The organism is Chryseobacterium sp. CFS15 (assembly GCF_031118795.1).
Classification (GTDB): domain Bacteria; phylum Bacteroidota; class Bacteroidia; order Flavobacteriales; family Weeksellaceae; genus Chryseobacterium; species Chryseobacterium indoltheticum.
Genome location: NZ_JAVHYL010000007.1, coordinates 62,744 through 88,823, shown reverse-complemented (window position 1 = coordinate 88,823; position 26,080 = coordinate 62,744). Strand labels below are relative to the sequence as shown.

General features: G+C 33.6%; 25 protein-coding genes. 9 read left to right on the top strand and 16 right to left on the bottom strand.

Translation table 11 applies throughout. From position 1 onward, the window contains the following. Window positions 1-10 precede the first annotated feature (10 nt). Window positions 11-1,780, top strand: a complete 1,770-nt coding sequence (locus OH814_RS12545) for an Ig-like domain-containing protein (RefSeq protein WP_308828373.1) — start codon at window positions 11-13, stop codon at window positions 1,778-1,780. Continuing rightward, the gene (locus OH814_RS12540) at window positions 1,780-2,238 is read left to right on the top strand and encodes a heme-binding domain-containing protein (protein ID WP_115620949.1); all 459 of its coding nucleotides are present in this window, start codon (window positions 1,780-1,782) and stop codon (window positions 2,236-2,238) included. Before OH814_RS12545 ends, OH814_RS12540 begins: the two co-directional genes overlap by 1 nt. Before the next feature lie 9 nt (window positions 2,239-2,247). Here the strand turns inward: OH814_RS12540 and OH814_RS12535 are convergent, their stop codons facing one another. From OH814_RS12535 to OH814_RS12515, 5 genes are all read right to left on the bottom strand, one after another. After that, window positions 2,248-2,766 (bottom strand): NUDIX domain-containing protein, encoded by a 519-nt coding sequence (locus OH814_RS12535; protein ID WP_308828372.1) that lies wholly within the window; start codon window positions 2,764-2,766, stop codon window positions 2,248-2,250. Next, window positions 2,766-3,677 carry a site-specific tyrosine recombinase XerD gene (xerD, locus tag OH814_RS12530; RefSeq protein WP_308828371.1) on the bottom strand — a complete coding sequence of 304 codons (912 nt, stop codon included), beginning with the start codon at window positions 3,675-3,677 and terminating at the stop codon, window positions 2,766-2,768. The genes OH814_RS12535 and xerD overlap by 1 nt, the downstream gene beginning before the upstream one ends. Before the next feature lie 17 nt (window positions 3,678-3,694). After that, window positions 3,695-4,126 carry a dCMP deaminase family protein gene (locus OH814_RS12525; protein WP_076561961.1) on the bottom strand — a complete coding sequence of 144 codons (432 nt, stop codon included), beginning with the start codon at window positions 4,124-4,126 and terminating at the stop codon, window positions 3,695-3,697. Between the two features lie 32 nt (window positions 4,127-4,158). After that, the gene (locus OH814_RS12520; protein WP_279196873.1) at window positions 4,159-4,926 is read right to left on the bottom strand and encodes an enoyl-CoA hydratase-related protein; all 768 of its coding nucleotides are present in this window, start codon (window positions 4,924-4,926) and stop codon (window positions 4,159-4,161) included. A gap of 101 nt (window positions 4,927-5,027) precedes the next feature. Next, entirely contained in the window at window positions 5,028-6,515 is a 1,488-nt protein-coding gene (locus tag OH814_RS12515) for a catalase (RefSeq protein ID WP_308828370.1), read from the bottom strand. Between the two features lie 108 nt (window positions 6,516-6,623). On the opposite strand from OH814_RS12515, the gene OH814_RS12510 reads away from it, so the two are divergent. From OH814_RS12510 to OH814_RS12490, 5 genes are all read left to right on the top strand, one after another. Then, window positions 6,624-7,574 (top strand): LysR substrate-binding domain-containing protein, encoded by a 951-nt coding sequence (locus tag OH814_RS12510; RefSeq protein ID WP_076561958.1) that lies wholly within the window; start codon window positions 6,624-6,626, stop codon window positions 7,572-7,574. A 232-nt stretch (window positions 7,575-7,806) separates the two neighbouring features. Continuing rightward, on the top strand, window positions 7,807-9,087 hold the full coding sequence (gene metK, locus OH814_RS12505; RefSeq protein ID WP_076561957.1) for a methionine adenosyltransferase: 1,281 nt from the start codon (window positions 7,807-7,809) through the stop codon (window positions 9,085-9,087). An 81-nt stretch (window positions 9,088-9,168) separates the two neighbouring features. Continuing rightward, a complete protein-coding gene (locus tag OH814_RS12500) occupies window positions 9,169-9,657 on the top strand; it encodes a hypothetical protein (protein ID WP_308828369.1) in 489 nt (162 codons plus the stop codon). 187 nt (window positions 9,658-9,844) lie between these two features. After that, entirely contained in the window at window positions 9,845-10,432 is a 588-nt protein-coding gene (locus OH814_RS12495) for an RNA polymerase sigma factor (protein WP_076561955.1), read from the top strand. A gap of 201 nt (window positions 10,433-10,633) precedes the next feature. Next, on the top strand, window positions 10,634-11,329 hold the full coding sequence (locus OH814_RS12490; protein WP_308828368.1) for a YjjG family noncanonical pyrimidine nucleotidase: 696 nt from the start codon (window positions 10,634-10,636) through the stop codon (window positions 11,327-11,329). Between the two features lie 22 nt (window positions 11,330-11,351). Here OH814_RS12490 and OH814_RS12485 read toward each other — a convergent pair whose 3' ends face one another. The 10 genes from OH814_RS12485 to ileS form a co-directional block, all read right to left on the bottom strand. Then, window positions 11,352-13,919: a hypothetical protein gene (locus OH814_RS12485; RefSeq protein WP_308828367.1), complete on the bottom strand. Its 2,568-nt coding sequence runs from the start codon at window positions 13,917-13,919 to the stop codon at window positions 11,352-11,354. A gap of 35 nt (window positions 13,920-13,954) precedes the next feature. Then, on the bottom strand, window positions 13,955-14,671 hold the full coding sequence (locus OH814_RS12480; RefSeq protein WP_076561952.1) for a GLPGLI family protein: 717 nt from the start codon (window positions 14,669-14,671) through the stop codon (window positions 13,955-13,957). 64 nt (window positions 14,672-14,735) lie between these two features. Then, on the bottom strand, window positions 14,736-15,044 hold the full coding sequence (locus tag OH814_RS12475) for a hypothetical protein (RefSeq protein WP_308828366.1): 309 nt from the start codon (window positions 15,042-15,044) through the stop codon (window positions 14,736-14,738). A 294-nt stretch (window positions 15,045-15,338) separates the two neighbouring features. Beyond that, window positions 15,339-16,307 (bottom strand): tryptophan--tRNA ligase, encoded by a 969-nt coding sequence (trpS, locus tag OH814_RS12470; protein ID WP_308828365.1) that lies wholly within the window; start codon window positions 16,305-16,307, stop codon window positions 15,339-15,341. Window positions 16,308-16,592: 285 nt separating this feature from the next. Next, a complete protein-coding gene (locus OH814_RS12465; protein WP_308828364.1) occupies window positions 16,593-17,237 on the bottom strand; it encodes an ElyC/SanA/YdcF family protein in 645 nt (214 codons plus the stop codon). A 41-nt stretch (window positions 17,238-17,278) separates the two neighbouring features. Further along, window positions 17,279-17,917 (bottom strand): lipoprotein signal peptidase, encoded by a 639-nt coding sequence (locus tag OH814_RS12460; protein ID WP_115620961.1) that lies wholly within the window; start codon window positions 17,915-17,917, stop codon window positions 17,279-17,281. Next, a complete protein-coding gene (locus OH814_RS12455) occupies window positions 17,917-18,111 on the bottom strand; it encodes a DUF2683 family protein (RefSeq protein ID WP_308828363.1) in 195 nt (64 codons plus the stop codon). The genes OH814_RS12460 and OH814_RS12455 overlap by 1 nt, the downstream gene beginning before the upstream one ends. Before the next feature lie 42 nt (window positions 18,112-18,153). Further along, on the bottom strand, window positions 18,154-18,399 hold the full coding sequence (locus OH814_RS12450; protein ID WP_076561945.1) for a DUF6576 domain-containing protein: 246 nt from the start codon (window positions 18,397-18,399) through the stop codon (window positions 18,154-18,156). A gap of 86 nt (window positions 18,400-18,485) precedes the next feature. After that, on the bottom strand, window positions 18,486-18,866 hold the full coding sequence (locus OH814_RS12445; protein ID WP_066678201.1) for a TraR/DksA C4-type zinc finger protein: 381 nt from the start codon (window positions 18,864-18,866) through the stop codon (window positions 18,486-18,488). 59 nt (window positions 18,867-18,925) lie between these two features. After that, entirely contained in the window at window positions 18,926-22,315 is a 3,390-nt protein-coding gene (gene ileS / locus OH814_RS12440) for an isoleucine--tRNA ligase (RefSeq protein ID WP_308828362.1), read from the bottom strand. Between the two features lie 438 nt (window positions 22,316-22,753). Between ileS and OH814_RS12435 the strand changes: the two genes are divergently transcribed. Together OH814_RS12435 and OH814_RS12430 are read left to right on the top strand one after the other, a co-directional pair. Next, a complete protein-coding gene (locus OH814_RS12435) occupies window positions 22,754-24,046 on the top strand; it encodes an AMP-binding protein (protein WP_308828361.1) in 1,293 nt (430 codons plus the stop codon). Window positions 24,047-24,144: 98 nt separating this feature from the next. Continuing rightward, window positions 24,145-24,741 carry a hypothetical protein gene (locus OH814_RS12430; protein WP_308828360.1) on the top strand — a complete coding sequence of 199 codons (597 nt, stop codon included), beginning with the start codon at window positions 24,145-24,147 and terminating at the stop codon, window positions 24,739-24,741. Between the two features lie 34 nt (window positions 24,742-24,775). On the opposite strand, the gene OH814_RS12425 is transcribed toward OH814_RS12430, so the two are convergent. Next, the gene (locus OH814_RS12425; protein ID WP_308828359.1) at window positions 24,776-26,020 is read right to left on the bottom strand and encodes an NAD(P)/FAD-dependent oxidoreductase; all 1,245 of its coding nucleotides are present in this window, start codon (window positions 26,018-26,020) and stop codon (window positions 24,776-24,778) included. Window positions 26,021-26,080: the final 60 nt, after the last annotated feature.

The window sequence follows — 26,080 nt, the reverse complement described above, 5'->3', positions numbered from 1 at the left end:
AAATAATTTCATGAAAAGATTTCTTCTCTTATTCATTATCGGAATTCTTGTACAGTCTTGTGCTAGAGTGGGATCACCAGTCGGCGGTCTTAAAGATACCTTGGCTCCAGAGGCTATAGGCTCAAATATAGATTCCTCAAGAGTCAATGTGAGAAGAGATATTAAAGAACTTCGTATAGATTTTAATGAATATATTACCTTAAAGGATATTAATAAAAATCTTAATATTTCGCCACCTATAAAGAATATCAAAAGAATTCTCCCATCTAATATTGCCAATAAGTTTTTGGTGATTCAGTGGACCGACACTTTGCAGGCCAATACAACGTATAATTTCAATTTTGGAAATGCGATTGTTGATAACAGTGAAGCAAATGTTTTGAGGTATTATAATTTTGCTTTTTCTACAGGCGAAAAGCTCGATGATTTATACATCAGCGGGGAGGTTACGGATGCTTTAGCTTTAAAAAAGAAAAGCAGCTCCGATAATAAAATGGTGGTTGGTCTTTATCAGTTGAAAGACAGTATGGATTACCGGCAAAAGCCCTATTATATCACAAAAGTAGATGATGACGGTTATTATGAGCTAAATTATCTTGCAAAAGGTAAATACAAAATTATTGCTTTTGATGATGATAATGAAAACTCTATCTACAACCCCGGAAAAGAAAAAATTGGATTTCAAAAAGATACCGTTGTTGTTGAGAAATCTATTTCAGGCTTAAATTTAAAATTGTATCCATCTAAGAAACCATTTAAAAACCCTGAATTAAAAGAAATGCCGGGTGGGATTTTGATGACTTTTGAAGGCAACCCCGAAGAAGTAAAGGTTCTTTCTATAAGTGAAAAATTGAAAGATATCAAAGTTACCCATACTCCAAAATCAGATTCTGTAAAGATTTGGTTTGATGCTGTAAAAAGCGATGTTGGGCAAACCGTAAACGAAAAACTTGAGTTCAGCTACGATACAGCTGCGAAGAAAGATACTGTTGTTTCTTTTTATAAGTACAACAAAAAGAATGTGATGGATGTTGTTAGTGAAAATGGTGGAGCTTTATTGCCTCCAAAAACTGATTTCAAAATCTCGTCCAATTATATTATTGATAAAATTTATCCTGAAAAGTGGACTTTAACGATTGATAGCACAACGGCACAACCATTTACTGCAAAAATATCTGAAACAAATCCTTACCAGATTTTAGTAACGTCGGATTTCATTTCCGGGAAAAAATATCAGCTGACAATTCCGAAAACTACGATTTCATCTTATTATGAAAAAAATTCGGAGTCGAAACGTTTCGATTTTGAAGTTGATAAGATTGAGAATTATGGACTTTTAAAAATTGAGCTTCAAAATGCTCCGATTAAAAAATATTGGCTACAGCTTTTAGATTCTTCAGAAAAACCGATATATCAGAAGTATACAAGCGGAAATACGGTAACGTTTGATATATTGAAACCGGGAGAATATATCGTTCGTATTTTGGTAGATAATAACGAAAACCGTTATTGGGATGCTGCAGATTTCGAAAATTCAACTTTTGCGGAAGATTCGTATACTTATTACAAGACTGCGGTTATCCGACCTTTATGGACATCAACCGAAACCTGGGATCTAAACGATAAAAGAGTGCTTGACATCAGTAAATTTGGTACAGCTACGAGTCCTGCAAAAGCTCAGTCTGGTGAGAAGAAATCGACAACCAATCCTATGAATAATTCTATTCAGAATAATAATTCTGGAACCAGAGGAAATAAAGACCTTCAATTAAGAAGATAATGCAGAAGTTTAAAAAAATAGTTTTTTGGTGTTTGGTAGGTTTTGCAATCATTCAGTTTATTCCGGTGGATAAGGTAAATAAGCCTGTAGATCAACGCAAAAACTTTATTAAGGTTGAAAATGCTCCGAAAAAAGTAGTTACATTACTTAAAAATGCATGCTATGATTGTCATTCCGATGAAACGGTTTACCCTAAATATGCATATGTCGCTCCGTTTTCCTGGTCGATTAAAAGCCATGTGAACGATGGAAGAAAATATTTAAATTTCTCTGTTTGGGAAACATACAATAAAGATTTGAAGCACAAAATGCTTACCCGAGCAATAGAGATGGTTGACAATAAAATGATGCCAATGCCTGCGTATATCATTTACCACGAAAAAGCTAACCTCTCAACCAATGAAAGGAAGCTTTTAAATGTTTATTTTCAAGAAGTCCTAGACTCTAAAAAATACTAGAAAATACTTCTAATTAAAATCTTTTAAATACTGTTCAAAGAATTTCTTTTGAGAATCGAAAGCAATATCTTCCAGATTGATTTCTGAAGCTTTAATCCATTGAGTTTCCGAAATTTCAGATAGTTCTATATTGACTTCGAACTTTTCTGAAACACGATATTCATAAAACAAATCAATCGTATTATAATCAATTTCTTTGTATTGGTAAACATTGGGAAGACTCGTTAGATATCTCAGATTTTTAATATCAATTTCAAGTTGCAATTCCTCGAAGAGTTCTCTTTTGCATGTGTTTTCTGCACTTTCTTTGGGATCAACAAATCCTCCTGCCAAATCAAGTTTCCCTTTTTTAGGCTCCTGATTTCTTCTGGTTAAATAGATTTCATCTCCGCAGCGAATGACGACAGCAACAGCTCCGGCAACATTATTATACAAAGTGAAGCTGCACTCAGGGCAGCTCCACTTTTTTTCTCCGTCCCAATTGAGGGTTTGGTTTCCGCAATTCGGACAAAATTTTAGTATTTTCATTAAGCAGTATTAGAATTTCTCGGGTGAAAATTTAATATCACATCCCGAAGTTCTTCAGTTTTTAAATGGGTATAAATCCCGGTTGTCGTAATGCTTGAATGCCCCAACATTTCCTGAATATAACGCAAGTCTGCACCGTTTTGCAATAAGTGCGTGGCAAACGAATGTCTGAAGGTGTGTGGCGATATTTTCTTGCTTACTCCCGCTTTATCGGTTAGTTCTTTTATAATTATAAATACAATAACGCGAGACATTGAAGTTCCTCTGCTGTTAAGGAAAAGGGTGTCTTCATGCTTTTTGTTAATTTTATTTCTAAAACGTACTTCCGTAATATATTCTTTTAAAAGGTTTGCTGTATATTCGGCTAAAGGAACAAAACGTATTTTGTTTCCTTTTCCTACGACTTTGATATAGTTTTCTTTAAAATTAATATTTGATATTTTAACATCTATTAATTCGGAAACTCTTAATCCGCAGCCATACAGAACCTCAATAATGCAGTGATTTCTTTTGCCAAGATCAGAACCTATTTCGATAGCTTGAATAATTCTTTCAATATCAGCAAGGCTTAAGGTGTCGGGTAAATAAAGCCCTAATTTTGGCCCTTCTAGAAGTGTTGAAGGATTATCATTTCGAATTTCGTCTTCCAGTAAATATCTGAAAAAAGCTTTAATGGAAGAAATCCATCTCGCTTGTGACCGTTCGCTGAATTTTTGTTTAGATAAATTGAAAATGTATTCCTGTAGATTATCATAGGTAATCTTCTCAGGACCTGTATTTTCAAGGTATCCTACTGCGTAGTCTTTAAGTTTTTTAATGTCGCGAACATAAGCGTCAAGTGTGTTTTCTGAAAAATTTCTTTCAAAGCGAAGAAAGATTTCAAAATCTTTAATTTTTTCATCCCAAGTCATCGTGTTGTGTTTTTTTGTTAAATTTCTAATTCATTCTCTGTAACCTGTATTATTTCAATGTGATGTTCTTTTAAAAAAGCAATTCCCTCGTCATCCGAATAAGCATTAATGTAGACTAATCTCGAAATTCCTGCCTGTAAAATCAGCTTACTGCATTCTTTACAGGGTGATAGTGTAAGGTACAAAGTTGCACCTCGGGCAGATTGTGTAGAGCCTGCCAGTTTCAAAATTGCATTTGCCTCTGCATGTAAAACGTACCAGTAGGTCTTGCCGGTTTCGTCTTCACAACAGTTTTCAGATCCTGATGGGGTACCATTGTATCCATCTGAAATAATCATCCTATCTTTTACGATAAGAGCTCCTACCTGCTTTCTTTCGCAGTAGGACAGTCTTGCCCATTCCTGAGCCATTTTAAGATAAGCTTTGTCAAACTTATTATACTTCTGCATCGGTTTTTTCGAAATAATTTGTGATATGTATGTTAGAAGTTAGGCTTTCTTTTTTCAATAAAAGCAGAAACTCCTTCTTTTTTGTCCTCTAAATCAAAAAGCTCTCCGAAATACTTAATTTCGGTTTCAAAACCTTTATCACTATCAGACAGATTGGTTGCTTTAATAGCGCGTGAAATAGCCATTGGAGAATTGTTTGCAATTGTTTTTGCCAATTCTTCTGTTTTAGAAAGAAGTTCACCAATAGGGAAAACCTCATTTACCAGACCAATTTCTTTTGCTTTTTGTGCAGGAATCATTTTTGCTGAGAAAATCATCTCATTAGCAATCCCTTTTCCTACTAATTTTGGAAGTCTTTGGGTTCCTCCATATCCGGGAATAAGTCCTAACGTCACTTCAGGAAGACCCAATTTAGCATTATCAGATGCATATCTGATGTGACATGCCATTGCCAACTCTAAACCTCCGCCCAAAGCGAAGCCATTTACTGCAGCAATTACGGGTTTAGACAGGTTTTCTATCTTGTCAAAAAGAATATTTTGACCGTTTCTGGCTAATTCTTCAGCTTTTTCCTGACTAAAGTTACTAAATTCTTTTATATCTGCACCAGCAACGAACGATTTTTCTCCACTTCCGGTTAAAATAATTACTCTTACCTCATTGTCAGACTGTAATTCATCTAGTGCAGAACTGATTTCTTTTATTGTTTGTGCATTTAATGCATTTAAACTCTCAGGTCTGTTGATTGTAATTACAGCAGTTTTCTCGTCTTTCTTTAGCAGTATATTTTCGTAAGTCATTATTCTCTTAATCTTTAAGAACTTGCAAATTAAAAATTTTTTGCAAATAAAAAGGGAAAAAAATAACTTTTTTCCCTTTTAAGTGTTTATTATTTAATAGTTTATTTTGAATGATTCATCATGTTGGTGTCAATATTGACACTTAAACCTGATGCCACTTTCATGCCAAGCTCAATATTTGCCCTGAAAAAATGACACAATTGGCGGTTGATAATCTCGTCTTTTTTAGGTCCATCAATTCCCCTCATGTGATCTATAATGTTCTTTACCAGGTTTTCTCGGTCTTGCTGATTCATTGCTTTTGTATATAAAAGTCCGGGTTGGGTGTAATGATCGTCGTCATTTTCATTTCTGTTGAAATTAGCCACATGGTTGCTATCCAGCTCATATTCAAAATTTTTGTAAGACGAATCTGGTCTTATATCATCAAAACTGTTTGGATAGTAGTTGGGCTTATCTTGATAATGAGATGAATCTGCCATAAAACCATCTCTTTGGTAATTATTGACCGCAAACGGGCATCTGTTGACTTCCAACTGATGAGCATTGACGCCAACTCTGTATCGGTGAGCATCCGGGTAAGAAAATAATCTTCCCTGAAGCATTTTGTCAGGTGAAAAGCTGATTCCGTTGATCAAATTACTTGGTGAGAAAGTAGATTGCTCTACATGTGCAAAATAATTTACCGGCACTTCATTCAGCTCCATTTCACCAACTTCGATCAAAGGAAAATCTCCCTGAAACCAAACCTTGGTAATATCGAAAGGATTCCATCTAAATTCTTTTGCCTGCTCTTCGGTCATTACTTGCATATACATCGTCCATTTCGGGAAGTCGCCATTGTCGATTGCGTTACAAAGATCTTCCTGAGCAAAATCAGGGTTTTCTCCTGCCATTTTCGTTGCCTCGTCGTTGGTGAAGTTTTTAATTCCCTGTTTTGTTTTAAAATGAAATTTTACCCAAACTCTTTCATTATTTTCATTAATCATCGAGAAGGTATGAGACCCAAAACCATGCATGTGTCTGAAGCCATAAGGTGTCCCTCGATCTGACATTAAAATCAGAACCTGGTGTAATGATTCCGGATTTAAACTCCAGAAATCCCACATCATGGTTGGGCTTTTTAAGTTGGTCTTTGGAACTCTTTTTTGAGTATGTATAAAATCCGGGAATTTTTTAGCATCTTTAATAAAGAAAACGGGTGTATTGTTGCCTACTAAATCCCAATTTCCATCTTCCGTGTAGAATTTTAAAGCAAATCCACGAGGATCTCTTGCGGTATCAGCGCTTCCTTTTTCGCCACCAACAGTAGAGAAACGGGCAAACATTTTACAAGAATTTCCTACCTGAGAAAATAATTTGGCTTTTGTATATTTTGTAATGTCATGAGTGACTGTAAATTTTCCGTAAGCTCCACTTCCTTTGGCATGAACAATTCTTTCCGGAATTCTTTCTCTCACAAAATGAGCAAGATTTTCCTGTAAAATAAAATCCTGTAACAACACCGGACCACGCGCACCTACAGTTTGAGAATCCTGATGTTCGTAATATGGTGCTCCGCTACCTGTTGTTAATTTTTTATTATCCATATAGTTATGATTTGAGATGTAATCGAATTTTTAAGAATCAAATTTAGTTGAATTTTTAATGGCTTCTGCCAAAAACGTTATATCTTTGTCATAGATAATATTAATCAAATGAACATTCAGCAATTGGAATATCTTATCGCTGTAGATAAGTATAAGCATTTTGGTAAAGCCGCTCAAGCGTGCTTTATTACTCAGCCTACATTAAGTGCAATGATACAGAAGTTTGAAGATGAGCTGGATGTAAAGGTCTTTGACAGAACAACTCACCCCATCAGAACAACTGATGTCGGATTGCAAATTATAGATCAGGCGAAAGTAATTATAGAAGCTGTAAATGAGCTTAAAAACAAGGCGAATCTATTAAATAATATTTTGGGCGGGACCATTAATCTCGGAATAATTCCTACCGTTTCTTCATTTATTTTGCCTACAGAAATCTTTAATTTCCTGCAGGACAATCCTAAAATTCAGATGAATGTAAAGGAAATGACGACAGACAATATTATTAAAGCTTTAAAAGCAGGAGAGTTGGATGCCGGAATTATTTCTACGCCTTATGATAACGCCAACGAATTTTATCAGGACTTCTTGTTTAATGAAGAATTGATGATTTACAGTTCAGATACTGAAGCAAACAAGAAAAATACGTTTATCGTTCCTGAAGAATTAAATGTAGAAAAGGTTTGGCTTTTGGAAGAAGGTAACTGTCTGAGAAATCAGTTTGAAAATATCTGTCATTTAAAAGAAAATACTTTGAAGCCTAAAAATTTAGATTTTTTAGCATCCAATATTCAGACTTTGGTACACATGGTTGACAAAGTAGGAGGAATAAGTATTTTACCTGAATTAGCCTTAAATCAACTTTCAGAAGAACAAAAAGGTAAAGTTTACCGGTTTAAAAAACCTTTCCCATATAGAGAGATCAAGATCATTTATTATAAGCCAACTTTCAAACAAAAAATCATTGATGAGTTGAGTTCTTTTATAAAAACTTCTCTAGAAACGAAGCTTAATTTCAATAATGCTCCAAAAGATTTTGTAAGTATTAAGCCTCAATAATTGTATCAGGAGGCAATTTGAAGCATGTTTCAATAAAAATATAATAATCGATAAAAGTTTTTGAGTATTAAAAAATAGTACTTAACTTTGCAGACGTTTATTAACGAGGAAAAATTTGACCTGATTGCAACCTCTCTAAAAAAATGCTAAAACAGTAATTCTCTTTTAGCATTTTCGGGCAATTATTCATTTTTTCTTCACATATTTTAATCTAAAAAATACAAAGAATAATATGTCTTATTTATTTACATCTGAATCTGTTTCAGAAGGACATCCGGATAAAATTGCTGATCAGATTTCTGATGCATTGATCGATAACTTTTTAGCATACGACAAAACTTCAAAAGTAGCTTGTGAAACTTTGGTTACTACAGGACAGGTTGTTTTGGCAGGAGAGGTGAAATCTGATGCATATTTGGACGTTCAGACTATTGCAAGAGAAGTAATCAACGGAATTGGTTATACAAAAGGTGAATATATGTTCAACGGAGATTCTTGTGGAGTAATTTCTGCGATCCACGAACAGTCACCGGATATTAACCAAGGTGTTGACCGAGTTGTTGCCGACGAAACTTTCGAAACAAAAGCAAACGCACAAGGAGCGGGAGATCAGGGAATGATGTTCGGTTATGCTACCAACGAAACGGCAAACTATATGCCTTTAGCTTTAGATTTAGCACATACTATTCTTAAAGAACTTTCTGCAATCAGAAGAGAAGATTCTGAAATTAAATACCTTCGTCCAGATGCAAAATCTCAGGTAACGATTGAGTATTCTGACGATCACAAACCGGTAAGAATTGATTCTATTGTAGTTTCTACTCAGCATGACGATTTCGCTGCTGAAGAAGAAATGTTAAATAAAATCAGAGAAGACATTAAAACGATTTTGATTCCTCGAGTTGTAGCTCTACAAACTGAGGAAATTAAAGCATTATTTAATGATCAGATCAAATATCACATTAACCCCACGGGGAAATTCGTGATCGGTGGTCCTCACGGAGATACAGGCCTTACAGGAAGAAAAATTATCGTTGATACGTATGGTGGAAAAGGTGCTCACGGTGGTGGTGCGTTCTCTGGAAAAGATCCTTCAAAAGTAGACAGAAGTGCTGCGTATGCTACAAGACACATTGCTAAAAACTTAGTTGCTGCCGGTGTTGCAGATGAAGTTTTGGTGCAGGTTTCTTATGCTATCGGTGTTGCTGAACCTTGTGGTTTATACATCAATACGTACGGAACTTCTAAAGTTGGCTTAAATGATGGTGAAATTGCTAAAAAAGTTTCTACGGTTTTCGATTTGAGACCTTACGCTATCGAGCAAAATTTAAAATTAAGAAATCCTATCTACCAGGAAACTGCTTCTTACGGACACATGGGAAGAGAGCATTTCGTTGCAGATAAAACCTTTAATAAAGGGCACAAAAATGAGTTGACTCTTACAGGTTTAGAGTTTTTCACATGGGAGAAATTAGATAAAGTAGAAGAAATTAAATCCGCTTTCGGAATTTAATTCTGCTTTTCGGTATAGAAACTGCTTTAACATGAATATGCTAAAGCAGTTTTTTTTATTTTTACACTTAAATACTTTACAATGAAAATGCGATTTGCAATTACCATACTTTTACTTTTTTTCGTAAGCACTTTTATAAAAGCACAATACACAGTGCACAAAATGATTAATGTAGGATATGTGTACCAAAATCAAAGCTTCGGTGAAGTAGGCGGGAAACTGATGTTTCTTAAAAATGATGATGTCATTTATCGTTTGGGAGCTTCCGCTTTGATGGGTTCTGCAAATTCGGATTTTGCCATAATGCCCAAATTACAGGCTGATGTTTTGTTTAATTTTGAAAAGAATGTAGATTTTTATCATTCTTACTATTTTCTTGCTGGAGTTGAGGGAACAAATAAGTATGTGGCTCCCAAAATTGGAGTTACTCTTTTTGGAATTTTAGATCTTACCGGAGGTTATGCTTTTCCTATTGGAAATTCTGGTTTAAATGGTAAAGAATTGAAAGGAGTAAATGTTAATTTCACATTAAATATTCCAACATCTTTCTTACATGACATGTTAAAGTAATCTTTTTTAAATAATTCTTCAGAATTATTAATAAATGGTTAACAGTTATTAAAATTTTATTTATATTTACAGCATAATTTAAATGCTTATAGATAAGACTCTACTCTAATACTGTTTTGGCAAACTAAAAATTCACTTGATTTAAGTCAGGAAAATGTTTGTCGGCGGATAATATATGAGATGAGTTATGAAATCAACGGACAGTCTATTAATTTCTCTATACCAAAAAGGAGACGAAGAAGCATTATCTACCCTTATACATCGCCACCAGAGAGAATTGTTTACGTTTATATTATATAAAATAAATGATCAGGATTTGGCGAATGATATCTTTCAGGATACCTTTATAAAAATTATTGTAATGCTTAAAGAAGGGCGTTACAACGAAGAAGGTAAATTTATTCTTTGGGCAAAAAGAATTGCTCAGAATCTTATTATTGATCATTTTCGTGCTAAAGCAAAAAATATAAAAGTTTCAGAAACTACTTTTGAAAGTGACGAGTTTTCTATTTTCGACTTAATTAGAGAGCCTTCAGAAAATATTGAAGATCAGTTGGTAAGCCTGCAGATTCAGGAGGATTTGCTAAAAATGCTGCAGTTTTTACCACAGAATCAACAGGAGGTGATAAAACTCAGGTTTTTTGACGGACTAAGTTTTAAAGAGATTGCCGAGCATACAGATATGAGTATTAATACTACTTTGGGACGTGTTCGCTATGCATTAATCAACCTAAGAAAAATAATGGAAGAAAATAATATTGTCCTGACGAGATAATAATTCACAATGTTTCACGTTTTAAAGAAGAAACATTTTTTGCCTATGAAAAATAACGATTCTTTAAAAGTGAAAAGTTTGAAACCCAAAAAACAAACCATTGATTTTTTGCTTAGTTTCTCAAAAAGTCTTGACGTTGTAAAGATTAAAAATAATCATTACCATCTTTCGAAAAATTAAAAATCATTAATTTTGTGCTGTATGAAAATTCAGCACATTTTTTTTGATCTCGACAATACGCTTTGGGATCACCGCAGAAACGCTTATTTAACAATAAAAGATCTTTTCGATAAAGAGGAAATTACTTTAAAACATACTATTGATTTTGAAGAATTTCATTCTGTATATCATGAAATCAATGAAAAGCTTTGGGAGCAGATCAGAGATGGCGAAATTGATAAAGAATATCTTAGAAAGCACCGCTTTTACGATACATTCAAGCGTTTTGGAATTGATGATCTGGAATTATCAATGTATTTTGAAGAACATTTTTTAGATAAAATTTTGAATTATAATCATCTGGTTGAAGGCGCACAATATATTTTAGACTATTTAAAAGCTAAAAATTATACGCTTCATATTATTTCAAACGGTTTTCAGGAAGTGACGGAAAGAAAATGTATTCTTTCAAAAGTTGATCATTATTTTCAGACGATTACAAGCGCAGATTCGGTTGGAGTAAGAAAACCTAATCCTGCAATTTTTGAGTATTCTTTAGGGCTTTCTGATGCTAAAAAAGAAGAAAGTATTTTGATTGGTGACGATTGGATTGCTGATGTAATCGGTGCTCAGAACTTTGGCATGGATGTTATTTTCTTTGATGTTTTAAATGAAAATAAAGAAGTTGAAAATCTTAAAGTGATAAAACATCTTTTACAGATTAAAGAATATTTGTAAGAAAGTCTGAAATGCTTAATGATCAAAAATAATATTTTAAACCTCCCGTAATATAACCGTGTAATGCAACTATTGCAGTTTCTTCCGTTCCTAATAAACTTACAGAACTATTAATATATTCAAAATTGTTTAAATTCAGTATATTATTGAATAGTAAATTGTATTCAAAGTTAGAATTTTCTTTTCTGTAAGAAATTTGTCCGCCCAACAGAAAGTCTTTTAATATAGTTTGTTGCGTTTTCTGAATGAAGTACTCTCCTAATATATTTCCCAACCATTCTTTATGAATATTTGCACGTAACCCTAAAGATAATTTTAGATTTTGTTGACTTGAAGATGTATTAAAAAGACTTTGCTTAAAAAATGATTTAGTAAATGTATATCCTAAATCAAATTGTACAGGAATTTCCTTAGATTTGGATGAAATTTTTTGCCCTATTTCTATGTTTTTTATGCTGGTTTCATTGGATTGCTGACTGACGAAATTATTTGTGCGGCTGTATGATCCTGTAAATTTAGATTTCAATGTGAGAAAATTTCCTATTCTTCTATCATCTGAAGTAAGTAAGAACCAGCGATCGTTTAAATTACCAAGAACATTAAGTGATTGAGAAAAAAATCCAAAATTGGTTACGTCTGTTGAAAAATTGGAGTTGGCTTTTTCGTACGCTAGTATTGAAAAAAAATAATTTCCTTTGGATAAATTAAAACTAATAAAATTGAATTTGAAAGCATTGGCATTAACCAAAGTTTCTGGGGATAATGAAGCATTCCGCATATATGATAAGTTACGGTTGTAATTTTGATCATATAATAGTTGAATAAAATCGGGAGATTTATACTGATTTATATATTCCAAAGCGAAAACCATACTTGCCTTTGATTGTAACTTGTATTGTATCTTAAAATTTTTGTCGAAATAATACTTTTCTACTTGGTTAAAATTAAGAAAATGAGATGTTAAAGTTCCTGATAAATCAAAGCTTCCTATGCCCTTTTGAATAAATATTTCATTGATAAAATCGTAAGTTTTTAAATTTTTCACTTCAGATTCAGAGGTGAAAAATTCTGATAATCTGGCATCCTCATTTTTATAAAAATATCCGGAACGATAATTTATCGTCGCAAAGCTAAAATTGTTTTTTAAGTTAAACTGTAAAGAATATTTTTCTGAATCTAAATCCAAAATTTGTAATAAATTGTTGAAGGGATTTTGGAATAGATTTTCTGAAGAGTTCATCTGTAAAATTGATTTTTTTGTATTTTTTTGCTGTGAAAAATCAATTGAGATTTTAGTGATATTGAATTTTTTATTCCAGGAAATAAAATTTCCTAATGTGTTACTTTTAATACCATTTTCTATATCATAGAATGTATTGATAAGATTTGAATTTCTATTTATTTCCTGATTAAAGTTATCCTCCGCAGTATTAAATCCAAAATTGTAATAAAGAAAACTTTTGTCTGCGAATGTCTTTTTTATTTTTATCTGTGTTGTACCAAAAAATCCTTTATTTTTTTCTGTCCGAGTTTCATATAAATTATATGTTGCAGGTTGTCCTTCAAAGGCAATTCTGCTAATAGTTGATAGTTTTTCTAATTGGGCAGTATTGAAGATTGAAAATGCAGTTATAGAAAAGGTTTTGTTTGATTTTGAATACTGTAGTGCACCAAATTGATTGTTTTTATCTTTCACCCTTCCGTCATTATTTAAGAACGTAGGTGTATCAAGACGTGTAGCATCATTCCCATTATCTCCATCATCTTGCTTGTTCATTTCATAAAAATCCATCATTCCTATAGGGTCTTTGGCAATGGAATTAGCATTTGCGATTATGGCTATATTGCCTGCTTTGCTAAATTTGAATAAATTGGCATGAGCAAGATAACTATTTTTATTGCCGTAATTGGCTTGTGCATTTCCCGTTATTCGTCCTTTGTATTCGTCCTTTAATTTTAAATTTAAAGCAGTCGATTGATTTCCACTCATGGTTGTGTAGTTTTTCCAAAAATCAACACCATCAATCATATCTGCAGTAATGTTTTGGGTTGCCATTTTATGGTTTTTACCAAAAAATTCGTTACCATCAACCAAAACTTGTCCTACAATATTTCCATTATTGGTAACTTTTCCGTTTTCATTGATATCCAGCCCGGGTAATTTTTTGATTAAATCTTCTACGGTTCTTTCTGTTCCGTCTTTTACAACCTTTATATTATAGGAAATAGTATCTCCTTTTGCAAATGCTATTTTTGGGCGTGCTTTTATTTTAACTTCTTGAATTTCGGTAATTTGTTGCTCCAATAAGATTTCAAAATCAGATTTTTCAAAGGTATTTATCTCTACAAATTTTGTTTTGTAGAGCAAAGAAGTAAATTTTAAAGTATAAATGCCTTTTTCAGAAACAACAAAACTACAAACACCGTTTTCGTTTGTAGTTTTGAAATTTATTGTTTTGTTGTTTTTTATTAATTGTACATTTACATTATCAAGATTTTTCTTTTCTTTGCTAATTGTTTTTACTTCAATATTTTGCCCCCAAAAAAAGTGAACAAAGAAAAGAAAAGGGAAAGTAATTAGATACTTCATTAGTATTTATAATCAATACAAAACCTTTCGGTTCTTTAGTTCTTTTGCATGTTTTTTATCATTTCACTAGCTTTCATTCTTTTATTTTCTAAAAATTTAATACCCCCTTCTTGATTCTTGAGTTTTAGTTTGTCACCTTCATATACTTTTAAGGTCGGGTCCATCTTTTTTATGTCATTTTCACTCACATTTTTTGAAACATTGGTTGCATAACATAAAAGATTCGGACTTTCTACTTTTAGAATTAGACCAGGTACTTTATAGTAATTGTACGGTCCAGCAGAAACAGGAATATCTTCGGTATACCAAACTTTGCTCTCATCATTTCCTATTTTGTAAAGTGCTGCTTTACAGTTATAGTTTTCAATAGTTTGTGTTTCGTTTGTAAACTCTACGCTTACATCATCCATGGGATAATATCCATAAAATTCTTCTACAATATAATCACTTAATTTATAAAGACCTCTATTATCTTTTAAGCGAAAGAATTCCGTCTTTTGCTCTCTTGTTGATAATTTTTCATTAGAATCTCTTTGAAAAAAACTATTACCATCATTATAGTACAGCACATATTTTTCCGGTTTTTTGGCATTCTCTAAAATCTGTCTTTCGATTTCTGCTTTTTGACTATCTGGAAAATTAAAACCATTATAATTTATGATTGGTCTAATAATAGATTCGTAAGTAACACTAACTTGGCTATATGTGAGTGTAGAACAAATTAGTACGAATATTGTAATGTATTTATTCATAAAATTGTTTTTTTAAAAAAGCAAGAGGTTGAGAAAACCTCTTGCCTTCTTTTTTGAAAATAAACTACGCTTTTATCACATAAATTCTTGTTCCTGGATTTTCAAGAATACAAGGACGAGTTGACTCATGTGTTGAGAGTATTACTGTTTGTCCATCCTTTACTGTTGTAACTACCACAAGATCTTTACACTCTGCTAAAAATTTTTGTGCCTCTTCAAGAGAGTCAAACTGGTAAATTGTTTGAGGTTTTTCAACATTGCTTTCTACTTTCGATGATTCGTTGTTTGTAGATTTTGGATTTTGTACGTTGTCTTTAGCGAACCCTAAAGTTGTTCCGGCAACTAAAAAAGCTGCGAATAATAATTTTTTCATTTAATAATTATTTAATAATTAAAATTAATTTGTGTTTAAACTTTCTGCGCATTTGGTTCAACTTTACAAATGAATCAAAAAAATAATTGTCATGCAACACTTTTCACTTTTTTTTGAAAAATATAAAATTTTAAGTGCTTGTATTATAGGTTTTTATATTTATTTTTCTATTGTCTTTATGAATAAATGTGAAATTTTGCATGCATGAAAAATATAAAAGAAAAAACCAAAGCAAAAATGAATTTGCTTTGGTTGAAATATTTATATTGCTTTTTGACCTCTCGGTGTTCAGAATTAAATTCCCAAACTTTCTCTCACTCTTTTAATAGTTTCCGTAGCAATTACTCTTGTTTTTGCTGCACCTTCCTGAAGTTTTGCTTCAAGTTCTTCAAGATTGTTCATATAGTAAGAAAACAATTCTCTTTCTTTTTCAAATCTTATTAAAATTAAATCTAAAAGCTCTTTTTTAGCATGGCCGTAACCGAAATTCCCGGCTAAATATTTTGCTCTTAATTCTTCTGTTTGTTCAGGCGTCGCAATCAATTCATAAATAGCAAAAGTCTTGTCTGTAGAAGGATCTTTCGGTTCTTCCAGAGATTTAGAATCGCTTTCGATGCTCATTACCTGCTTTTTCAATTCTTTTTCGGGTAAGAAAATGTTGATGATATTTCCTCTCGATTTAGACATTTTATGGCCATCAAGTCCGGGAACGTATTTGGTGTCTTCCTGCAATTCGGCTTGAGGTAAAACCAAAACTTCACCCATCTGATTATTAAATCTTGAAGCTACATCACGGGCAATTTCCAAATGCTGAAGCTGATCTTTTCCTACAGGAACAATTTCTGCATCATACAATAAAATATCTGCAGCCATTAAGATAGGATAAGTAAACAACCCTGCATTTACATCTTGGAGTCTATCTGCTTTATCTTTGAAAGAATGCGCTAAAGTAAGTCGCTGATAAGGAAAAAAACATGATAAATGCCAAGAAAGTTCACAGGTTTCAGGGATGTCGCTCTGTCTGTAAAAAAATGTTTTTTCGGTATCAAGTCCGCAGGCAAGCCAAGCCGCAGCAATTTCGTAGGTGTTTTGTTTTAGTTCTTTTGCATCTTTAATCTGCGTCAGCGAATGAAGATTCGCAATGAATAAAAATGATTCGTTTCCTGCTTGCTTAGAAAGCTCTACTGCAGGAATAATTGCACCCAAAAGGTTTCCAAGGTGCGGTGTTCCGGTGGCTTGTATGCCGGTAAGAATTCTTGACATTTGTTAAAATTATTTTTAAGAAATTATTGAACTGCAAATTTAGGTATTTATCCTACAGATTTCACAGATTTACACCGAGGATTATAGAAAGTTTTTTATCAATAGAAGCAGACTTTAGCCAGCTCTATTTATTTAGAAAGGTAATTGGCTTTAGCCAAAAATTAAAATTCTCTCGTGGATTCTGCTGATTTAGCAGATTTATATTTTGTAAAAACATTATTTGAAATGAAATATTTTTCAACAAAAAATCTGTGTAAATCTGCGAAATTAGCGGGAAGAATAAAGTTAAGGAATTAAAATCTTCTCCCCGCCAAACTTCGGTTCTACCCCAAACATAAAGTCCCAGAAAACCTTTGCTCTTGCCAGTTTTTCTCTCGCATTAGTTTTTAAACCGGCATATTTATTCACATCTGCAGCATTATAACCCCAAGCTTCAATATTGTTTTTTCTAGCAAGATAAACCGCTCTTTCATTATGGAATCTCTGAGAAATAATGATGTATGAATTTTGTCCAAAAATCTCTTTTGCACGAAGAACAGAATCTAAAGTTCTGAAACCCGCAAAATCTTCGAAAATTTTCTCAGCAGGAACTCCGGCTTTAATGAGCTCATTTTTCATTTCTTCGGGCTCGTTGTAATCCTTTTTAGAGTTATCTCCGCTTACAATGATGTTTTGAATTTTCCCTGATTTAAATAATTCTGCAGCAGCTTCAATTCGATTAAAAAAATAAGCATTCGGTGCTCCGTTGGATAAAGTTTTACTTGTTCCTAAAAGAAGTCCCGTTTTCTCATTTGGTAAAGTTGAAATATTAGAAGTTACATAATCTTCCGACTGATTATTAATGGTAAAATTTGACCAAATGATAAAAATAATTCCTGCCACAAAAAGCAGCAGGAAAATTTTGATTGTATTTTTTATAATTCTTTTCATACATTTTAAACCTTGAAGGTTTCATAAAAGTATGAAATATTTTAGAACTCAAGTCCGTTTGGAAAAGCTTTTTTTCTGAAAATTAAAAGTAATGCGGCCCCAACAGTGATTGCAGAATCGGCAACATTAAAGATGTATTTGAAGAACTCAAGGTGTTTCCCTCCAATTAAAGGCCAGCTTTCAGGAACGTACCAGTCCACTAACGGAAAATGCAGCATATCAACAACGCAGCCTTTCATAAAAGTAGAATATCCTTCTCCGAAAGGAACCAGCTTAGAAACTCCGCCATAACCAATCCATTGATTGACGTTTTCGTCGTAAACCATTCCGCTGTCGAAAATTAAACCATAGAACATTCCGTCGATAAGATTTCCAATTGCTCCGGCAAAAATAATCGACATTGGAATAATCAGATAATTAGATTCGCCTCTTTTAAGCCATTTGTTGAACAAGTAAACCATTCCGCCAATCAGAAAAATACGAACAATCACTAAAAAATATTTGCCAAGCATTCCGCCAAAATGAAAACCATAAGCCATGCCCGGGTTTTCTACAAATGTTAATTTAAAACCCGGAAAAACAGAAACACTGTCGTTAAGGTTAAAATTCGTTTTGATGTAAATTTTTGAAGCCTGATCTATTAATAAAATAAGAAAAGTGATGAGTGCAATCTTCTTCATTACCTATTCGTCTTTGGTTTGTCTTTAAAATCCTTACCAGTATTTTCTTTCTTAACAGGAGTTTTTTTCTCAAAAGTTTGAGTTTTTGCGCCTCTGGTATGAAATTTTTCATATCGAATTCCCATGTCTTTCATTACGCTTTTCAGCGCATTCAGCTCCATTTGGTTTTTTGGGTGTACAATTAATGCTTCCATTTTAATTTTATTTTTTTTGTCAGTCTCAGCGTAATCGAAGACTTAATGTTTTGAAAGTTCGTCGAGCCTTTTTCTGTCTTTTGCAGACAAATCATTGATTCCGTTCTTGCCCATTTTGCTGAGAAGTCTGTCGATTTCTTTTTCTCTTTCTCGCTTGTCTGAGTTGAATTGCTGATCGATCGTCAGATTTTTAGGCTTTTCCGGATAGAATCTGTTTTTGATTCGATCTTTATTAAAAAACCATAAAACAACGACGAGGATAATCCCTAAAATCAAAAATTCACTCATAGATATAATTAAAAATTAGGTTTATACAATGCTGTAAAACATTATATAAACCCAATTAATTATTTACAAAAATAAGATAAAAATAATTATCTCTTCATATTTTTAGCTTCAATACTCAAAGTAGCATGCGGTACAGCCAAAAGTCTTTCCTTCGGAATTAGTTTTCCCGTGACTCTACAAACGCCATATGTTTTGTTTTCAATTCTTATCAAAGCATTTTTCAGATCTCTTACAAACTTTTCCTGCCTTCCTGCCAAAATAGAGTTTTGCTCTTTGCTCAGCGTTTCTGCACCTTCTTCAAAAGCTTTGAAGGTAGGCGAAGTATCGTCAGTCCCATTATTTTGATCGTTGATAAAGCTTTCTCTGATCAGTTGTAAATCTTTCTCTGCTTTCTCAATTTTTTCTTTGATTATCTTTTTAAACTCTTGTAAATCAGAGTCGTTATATTTTACTCTTTCGTCTTGCATTGTCTTTTTCTTTTTTAATAAATTTATGATTTGGAAATTGAAAAAACAATAGTTATATATTAATTTTTTTCAACATTCACTTTAAATTTAATCTCATCAATATCGATTTCGTTAAAATTTGAAAGTGAAGATACAATTTCTATTTTATTTGACAAGACCTCAGATGAAATATATTCTTCATTTTGCTTGATTTGTTGAAGAAACGGTGTGTTTTCTTCCAAAACGATGCTTATTCTGTCTGTTAATTCAAAATCTTTTTCTTTTCTCAGATTTTGGATCCTGTTGATAAATTCTCTTGCGATACCTTCAGATTTCAATTCATCAGTCATCTTCAAATCTAGTGCCACAGTTGTTTTTCCATCTGAAGTTACCGTCCATCCCGGGATATCTTTTGTTGAAATTTCTACATCATTCAATGTAATTTCATATCCTTGAATATCTATCTTTCCTTCTTTTTCTAAAGATGAGATTTGCTCAGCAGAAAGATTAGTAATTTCACTACCAACAACTTTCATGTCTTTTCCAAGTCTCGAGCCTAAAGTTTTGAAGTTTGGTTTGATCTGTTTTACAATTAAATGAGATGCTTCTTCGGCATTGATCAATTGTAATTCTTTAACGTTAACTTCTTGCTTAATTAATTCTGCAACGGCTAAAATTTGCTCTTCAGTTTTCTTATCCAACACAGGAATTAACACTTTTTGTAACGGTTGACGAACTTTTACGTTTTCCTTTTTTCTCAAAGAGAAAACCATACTCGTAATGTTTTGTGCTAAATGGGTTTTTTCAACCAAATCCTGATCGATTAAACTTTCATCCGCAACCGGGAAATCCGTTAAATGCACAGATTCTACACTGTCTTTTCCTGTTACTTTGTTCAAATCCTGATACAATTGATCCATAAAGAACGGAGCGATTGGTGCCGATAATTTGGCAACAGTTTCAAGACACGTATATAAAGTTTGGTAAGCAGAGATTTTGTCATCAGAATAATCTCCTTTCCAGAAACGTCTTCTGCACAATCTTACATACCAGTTTGATAAATTGTCATTCACGAAATTACTGATCGATCTTGCCACTCTTGTTGGCTCATAATCTTCGTAGAATGCTTTTACTTCTTTGATTAAAAGATTCAATTCAGATAAAATCCAACGGTCGATTTCCGGTCGATTTTGAACCGCGGGTTCGGCGAATTTAAATCCGTCAACATTTGCATACAGAGCAAAGAATGAATACGTGTTGTAAAGAGTTCCGAAGAATTTTCTTCTCACTTCATCAATTCCTTCAATGTCGAATTTCAGGTTTTCCCAAGGATTTGCATTCGAAATCATGTACCAACGCGTTGCATCTGGTCCGTATACCGCAAGAGTTTCAAACGGATCAACTGCATTTCCTAAACGTTTTGACATTTTCTGACCGTTTTTGTCCAAAACAAGTCCGTTACTCATTACATTTTTGTAAGCAACTGAGTCAAAAACCGCAGTTCCGATAGCATGAAGCGTGTAAAACCAACCACGAGTCTGGTCAACACCTTCCGCAATGAAATCTGCCGGGAACGCTTTATTATTATCGATTAATTCTTTATTCTCAAAAGGATAATGCAACTGCGCATAAGGCATCGCCCCTGAATCGAACCAAACGTCGATAAGGTCGCTTTCACGGTTCATTGCTTTTCCTGAATCTGAAACCAAAACTACTTTGTCAACCACATTTTTGTGCAGATCAACCAAAGAATAATTTTCTTCAGACATATTTCCGATTTCAAATCCTTTGAACGGATTTTCTTTCATTAATCCTGCAGCAACAGATTTTTCAATTTCGTTGTATAATTCTTCTACAGAACCGATGATTTTTTCTTCTTTTAAATCTTCTGTTCTCCAGATTGGTAAAGGGATTCCCCAATATCTTGATCGGGAAAGATTCCAGTCGTTTACGTTTTCCAACCAATTGGCAAAACGGCCTTCTCCTGTAGATTTTGGCTTCCAGTTGATGGTTTCATTTAATTCTACCAAACGGTCTTTTACAGCCGTCATTTTTACGAACCAAGAATCTAACGGATAGTATAAAACAGGTTTGTCGGTTCTCCAGCAATGAGGGTAGCTGTGAACATATTTTTCAACTTTAAAAGCTTTATTTTCTGTTTTTAAAACAATGGCCAGTTCTACATCCCAAGATTTTTCAGGTGCAGTTCCTTCGTTATAATATTCGTTTTTGATGTATTTTCCTGAGAAAGTCTCCGGAACATTATCTCCTTTGATAAATTTACCTTGCAAATCAACCAACGGAACCAAATTATCATTCTCATCTTTCACCAACATCGGCGGAACTCCGTTTTCTTTCGCAACTCTCGCATCATCCGCACCAAAAGTTGGAGCAATGTGAACGATACCTGTACCGTCTTCCGTCGTTACAAAATCCCCGATGATTACTTTGAACGCTTTTTCAGGGGTTTCATCCGGCGTAAACCAAGGAATTAACTGTTCGTATTGAGTTCCGGCTAATTTTTCTCCGGTAAATTCTTTTACAATTTTAAATGGAATTGTTTTGCTGTCTGAAGTATAGTTTGCCAAATCTTCATCAGTTCCTTCCACGAATTTTTTACCGAAATTCTTTTCTAATAAAACTCTCGCCAAAACAACCGTTATAGGCTCGAAAGTATATTGGTTGAAAGTTTTCACCACAACATATTCAATATCTCTTCCTACCGCCAAAGCTGTGTTTGAAGGTAAAGTCCAAGGAGTTGTCGTCCATGCTAAAACGTTTACATCTCCACCAACATCGTTGAATAATTCAGAAGAATCTTTTTTAACTTTAAATTGAGCAACAATTGTTGTGTCGGTAACATCACGATAAGTTCCCGGCTGATTTAATTCGTGAGAAGAAAGTCCGGTTCCTGCTTTTGGAGAATAAGGCTGAATGGTGTAACCTTTATATAGCAATTCTTTGCTGTACAACTGCTTCAACAACCACCAAACTGTTTCCATATATTTCGACTTGTATGTGATATACGGATCTTCAAGATCTACCCAATACCCGATTTTTTCGGTCAGGTGATTCCAAACATCTGTGTAACGCATTACTGCTTCACGACAAGCTTTGTTGTAATCTTCAATCGAAATTTTTTTGCCAATATCTTCTTTAGTGATTCCGAGTTCTTTTTCAACTCCTAATTCCACAGGAAGTCCGTGCGTATCCCAACCCGCTTTACGGAAAACCTGTTTCCCGTTTTGCGTTTGGTAACGACAGAAAATATCTTTCAACGCTCTTGCCATAACATGGTGAATTCCGGGCATTCCGTTGGCTGAAGGCGGACCTTCGTAAAACACAAACTCAGGATTTCCCTGACGTGTTTCTACACTTTTTTCGAAAGTGTTGTTTGCTTTCCAGAATTCCGAAACATTCTCGGCTACATCTATAAGGTTGAGGTTTTTATATTCTTTAAATTGGCTCATTGTAATTTCTCAATTTCGTTGATTAATCAAGTTGGCAAATTTAGTGATTTTTGTCGGTTTATAATATATGTTTTATTTTGATTCCGTCTATTGAAAAGTTGTAAGAAATAAGAGTGTTTTAAATTGTGAATTGTCAATGGTGAAATGTGAATTTTTAAAATCTTGAAATATAATGTATGTGTCTTTATCAATAGGAGTGGGCTTTAGCCCGCTTTCAAATTTGAAGACCGAAATTGGCTTTAGTCAAAACTTATTTTTCTCCCGCAGATTTTAAAGATTTTAATTTAATGTTCGACGCAATCATCTGTGAAAATCTATGTAATCAGCAGGAAATATAAAACCTACAGATTGCACAGATTTCACAGATTTTTTTAATTGTTAAATGCGTTAATCTTTTAATTTTAATTTAAATAAATTTGTCTTCTAAAAATTAAACTATTGGAACTTTTCCCATTCATCGAGAAAGCAGATATTCAGGATATAAAAATATTTCAGGAAGAAAAACTTCAGGAGCTTTTACAATATCTTGAAAGCAATTCGCCTTTTTATCAGAAATTATTTAAGGAAAATAATATTCAAATTTCTGAAATTCAGACTTTGGAAGATTTGCAGAAAATTCCAACGACTTCCAAGAACGATATTCAAGAAAATAATGACGATTTTTTCTGTATTCCACAAAATAAAATTGTCGATTACAGCACGACTTCAGGAACTTTAGGCGATCCTGTAACTTTCGGTTTGTCTGATAAAGATCTTGAAAGATTAGCTTACAACGAAGCGATTTCTTTTGCCTGTGCAGGAATTCAGAAAGGAGATGTTGTACAGATGATTACGACTATTGATAAAAGATTCATGGCCGGACTTGCCTATTTTTTAGGATTGAGAAAAATGGGTGCAAGTGTTGTAAGAATGGGACCGGGAATTCCCGAACTTCAATGGGATTCTATTTTCAGGTATCAACCGAAATATTTGATTACTGTTCCTTCTTTTCTTTTAAAAATGATTGATTATGCTGAAAAGCATGGAATTGATTATAAAAATTCAAGCGTTTACGGAGCTGTGTGTATTGGTGAAAGTATCAAAAACCAAGACTTTACAGATAATATTCTTTCACAAAAAATTAAAGAAAAGTGGAATATTCAATTATTTTCAACATATGCTTCCACGGAAATGAGCACTGCATTTACTGAATGTGAACATCAAGTTGGTGGTCATCAACATCCGGAATTAATTATAACAGAAATTCTCGACGACGAAGGAAATGCAGTAAAAGATGGAGAAAGTGGAGAATTAACAATAACTACTTTAGGTGTTGAAGCACTTCCTTTGTTGAGATTTAAAACGGGAGATTTAGTTAAAGCTCATTACGAACCTTGTCAATGCGGAAGAAGTACGATGAGATTAGGTCCGGTTGTGGGAAGAAAGCAACAGATGATCAAATATAAAGGAACAACTTTGTATCCGCCTGCAATGAATGATATTTTGAATGATTTTGAAGGGATTTTATGTTACCAGATTGTCATTCAGTCGAATGAGATCGGTTTAGATGAAATTATCATTAAACTGAGCACAGAAAGAGAAGAGGAACGTTTTGAAGGAGAAGTGAGAGATCATTTCCGTGCAAAATTGAGAGTAAGCCCGAAAATTGAAATGGTGAATTTTGATATTTTGTCTAAAACAGTTTTCAACCCAAACAGTAGAAAACCGATTACGTTTATTGATTTAAGGTAAATTTTAAAATTTTATTCAAATAAGTTAGAAATATTATTGTTCATTTAAGATAAATTTTCTTTTTTCTGACAGTATATTTGTAATCTTAAATTAAAAATATGAAAAAAATATTTCTATTGGTGTTGTTACCAATTGCCACAACTATTTTCGCTCAAAATAAACTGACCGTAGAATCTGGAAATCTGAATTTTTTAAAAGGCCAAACAGAAGTTAATGTTGAACGTAATTACGGAAGCCCGCTTTTTCAGGCCGAAAATTTTACAGAAACTGAATATTTAGAAAGAAGACATAAAGAAACGGTAGCCAAAAAAGGGGAAGAAGCGTGGAAAAAATGGATTGATATTTGGGAGCAGCATGCGGAAACGATTTGGACAGAAAAATTCATCGAAGGTTTAAATAAATCAAAGAAAATCAAATTTAGCCAAAATGTTGCTGCAAAATATACCTTAATCATCCATCCAAAATGGATGTACGCAGGATGGAGTGGATTTATCATGCAACCCGGGAAATTATCATCAGAAATAACGATTGTTGAAACTGCAAATCCTTCAAATGTTTTAGCAACAATAAAAGGAGATAAAATCGAAGGCAGCGGAAGCAAAGTAGATTACGGTATGGAATACGGTAGGATCGCTGCAGCATACGAAAAGACAGGGAAAGAACTAGGAAAAGCAATAAAGGAAGCTTTAAAATAAAAAAACCGGTCTGAGAATTTTCAGACCGGTTTTTTTATGCTTGTTCTTTTTCTGCTTTAATGAAATTTGCCAGGTTTACGACTGCGGTATCGTGTATTCGCACGAATGTGTTTTTTTTGTCCCAGACATAACCTGCCAAAACAGCGCAAATTTTTCTTTTGACATCAGGATTTTCCGGCTGATGGAAAAATAATTCCTGAAGATTTCCGGTGTACCATTCTTTCACGTAGGTTGTAAAAACGTTGACTCCGTATAAAATATAATCTGAATATTCTTTTTGCCAGTCGACTTTTTCGCCGTTTAATTGTCTTATTGCCAGCTTTGCGGCAGTCATTCCGCCCTCGGTGGCAAATGCCATTCCTGATGAAAATACTGGATCAAGAAATTCTGACGCATTTCCCGTCAAAGCAAATCCGTCACCGTATAATTTTTTAACCGAACAGGAATAATCTTTTAAATGCCTTGGTTCAAAAAGAAATTCTACATCTCCGAAACGTTTCACGTAATAATCAGAAAGAGAAATAGCTTTTCTCAAAGCTTCTGTAGGATCTCCGTTTTCAGATAATTTCTCGATATATTCGGTCGGACCGACGATTCCGATACTTGTATTTCCATTAGAAAAAGGGATGACCCAAAGCCAGACTTCGGTTTCTATAATATCAAAAGAAATTAAAGTTCCTTCTTCCCCTTCTTCTCTGTTAATATCTTCTACATGTGCAAAAATAGCAGAATGCGGAGATAATTTTGATGGTTTTTCTAAATCTAAAAGTCTAGGTAAAACTCTTCCGTAGCCGCTGGAATCAATCACGAATTTTGCGTGGATCTCTTTTGTTTTTCCGTCTTTGTTCTTTACGGTGGTGATAGAATTTGTTCCGTTAAATTCAATTCCTATTACTTCAGTTTCAAATTCAAGGTCAACACCTTTATTGATAACTTCCTGAGCCAAAGTATTGTCGAAATCTGCTCTTGGAACTTGCCACGTCCAGTCCCATCCTTCTCCGAATTTGTTGCTGAAATCAAAAATGCAGACTTCGTCTCCCCGCATAAAACGTGCGCCGAGTTTCTTTTCAAAGCCCATTTTATCTAATGCAGAAAACAATCCGGCCTCGTCAAAATGATCCATCACTCTGGGAATAAGGCTTTCGCCAACGACAAGTCTGGGGAATTTTGTTTTTTCAACAACTTTCACATTGATGTTATTCTTCTTCAGATAAGCAGAAGATACGCATCCGGAAGGCCCAGCTCCAATTACTAAAACATCAACAATTTCTTTGTCCATTTGTTTAATAAAACTTTTATCTTTGCGCAAAATTAGTGACAATTAATTATATTCTACAAA

Bases quoted from the DNA above. Each gene is read 5' to 3' on its own strand.
- OH814_RS12495 (WP_076561955.1), top strand. From the start codon at position 9,845: ATGAAATCAACGGACAGTCTATTAATTTCTCTATACCAAAAAGGAGAC.
- OH814_RS12425 (WP_308828359.1), bottom strand. From the start codon at position 26,020: ATGGACAAAGAAATTGTTGATGTTTTAGTAATTGGAGCTGGGCCTTCC.
- OH814_RS12455 (WP_308828363.1), bottom strand. From the start codon at position 18,111: ATGGAAGCATTAATTGTACACCCAAAAAACCAAATGGAGCTGAATGCG.
- OH814_RS12535 (WP_308828372.1), bottom strand. From the start codon at position 2,766: ATGAAAATACTAAAATTTTGTCCGAATTGCGGAAACCAAACCCTCAAT.
- OH814_RS12485 (WP_308828367.1), bottom strand. From the start codon at position 13,919: ATGAAGTATCTAATTACTTTCCCTTTTCTTTTCTTTGTTCACTTTTTT.
- OH814_RS12520 (WP_279196873.1), bottom strand. From the start codon at position 4,926: ATGACTTACGAAAATATACTGCTAAAGAAAGACGAGAAAACTGCTGTA.
- OH814_RS12460 (WP_115620961.1), bottom strand. From the start codon at position 17,917: ATGAAGAAGATTGCACTCATCACTTTTCTTATTTTATTAATAGATCAG.
- trpS (WP_308828365.1), bottom strand. From the start codon at position 16,307: ATGTCAAGAATTCTTACCGGCATACAAGCCACCGGAACACCGCACCTT.
- OH814_RS12450 (WP_076561945.1), bottom strand. From the start codon at position 18,399: ATGAGTGAATTTTTGATTTTAGGGATTATCCTCGTCGTTGTTTTATGG.
- OH814_RS12525 (WP_076561961.1), bottom strand. From the start codon at position 4,126: ATGCAGAAGTATAATAAGTTTGACAAAGCTTATCTTAAAATGGCTCAG.
- ileS (WP_308828362.1), bottom strand. From the start codon at position 22,315: ATGAGCCAATTTAAAGAATATAAAAACCTCAACCTTATAGATGTAGCC.
- OH814_RS12510 (WP_076561958.1), top strand. From the start codon at position 6,624: ATGAACATTCAGCAATTGGAATATCTTATCGCTGTAGATAAGTATAAG.
- OH814_RS12515 (WP_308828370.1), bottom strand. From the start codon at position 6,515: ATGGATAATAAAAAATTAACAACAGGTAGCGGAGCACCATATTACGAA.
- OH814_RS12475 (WP_308828366.1), bottom strand. From the start codon at position 15,044: ATGAAAAAATTATTATTCGCAGCTTTTTTAGTTGCCGGAACAACTTTA.
- xerD (WP_308828371.1), bottom strand. From the start codon at position 3,677: ATGACTTGGGATGAAAAAATTAAAGATTTTGAAATCTTTCTTCGCTTT.
- OH814_RS12445 (WP_066678201.1), bottom strand. From the start codon at position 18,866: ATGCAAGACGAAAGAGTAAAATATAACGACTCTGATTTACAAGAGTTT.
- OH814_RS12480 (WP_076561952.1), bottom strand. From the start codon at position 14,671: ATGAATAAATACATTACAATATTCGTACTAATTTGTTCTACACTCACA.
- OH814_RS12490 (WP_308828368.1), top strand. From the start codon at position 10,634: ATGAAAATTCAGCACATTTTTTTTGATCTCGACAATACGCTTTGGGAT.
- OH814_RS12430 (WP_308828360.1), top strand. From the start codon at position 24,145: ATGAAAAAAATATTTCTATTGGTGTTGTTACCAATTGCCACAACTATT.
- metK (WP_076561957.1), top strand. From the start codon at position 7,807: ATGTCTTATTTATTTACATCTGAATCTGTTTCAGAAGGACATCCGGAT.
- OH814_RS12545 (WP_308828373.1), top strand. From the start codon at position 11: ATGAAAAGATTTCTTCTCTTATTCATTATCGGAATTCTTGTACAGTCT.
- OH814_RS12500 (WP_308828369.1), top strand. From the start codon at position 9,169: ATGAAAATGCGATTTGCAATTACCATACTTTTACTTTTTTTCGTAAGC.
- OH814_RS12465 (WP_308828364.1), bottom strand. From the start codon at position 17,237: ATGAAAAGAATTATAAAAAATACAATCAAAATTTTCCTGCTGCTTTTT.
- OH814_RS12540 (WP_115620949.1), top strand. From the start codon at position 1,780: ATGCAGAAGTTTAAAAAAATAGTTTTTTGGTGTTTGGTAGGTTTTGCA.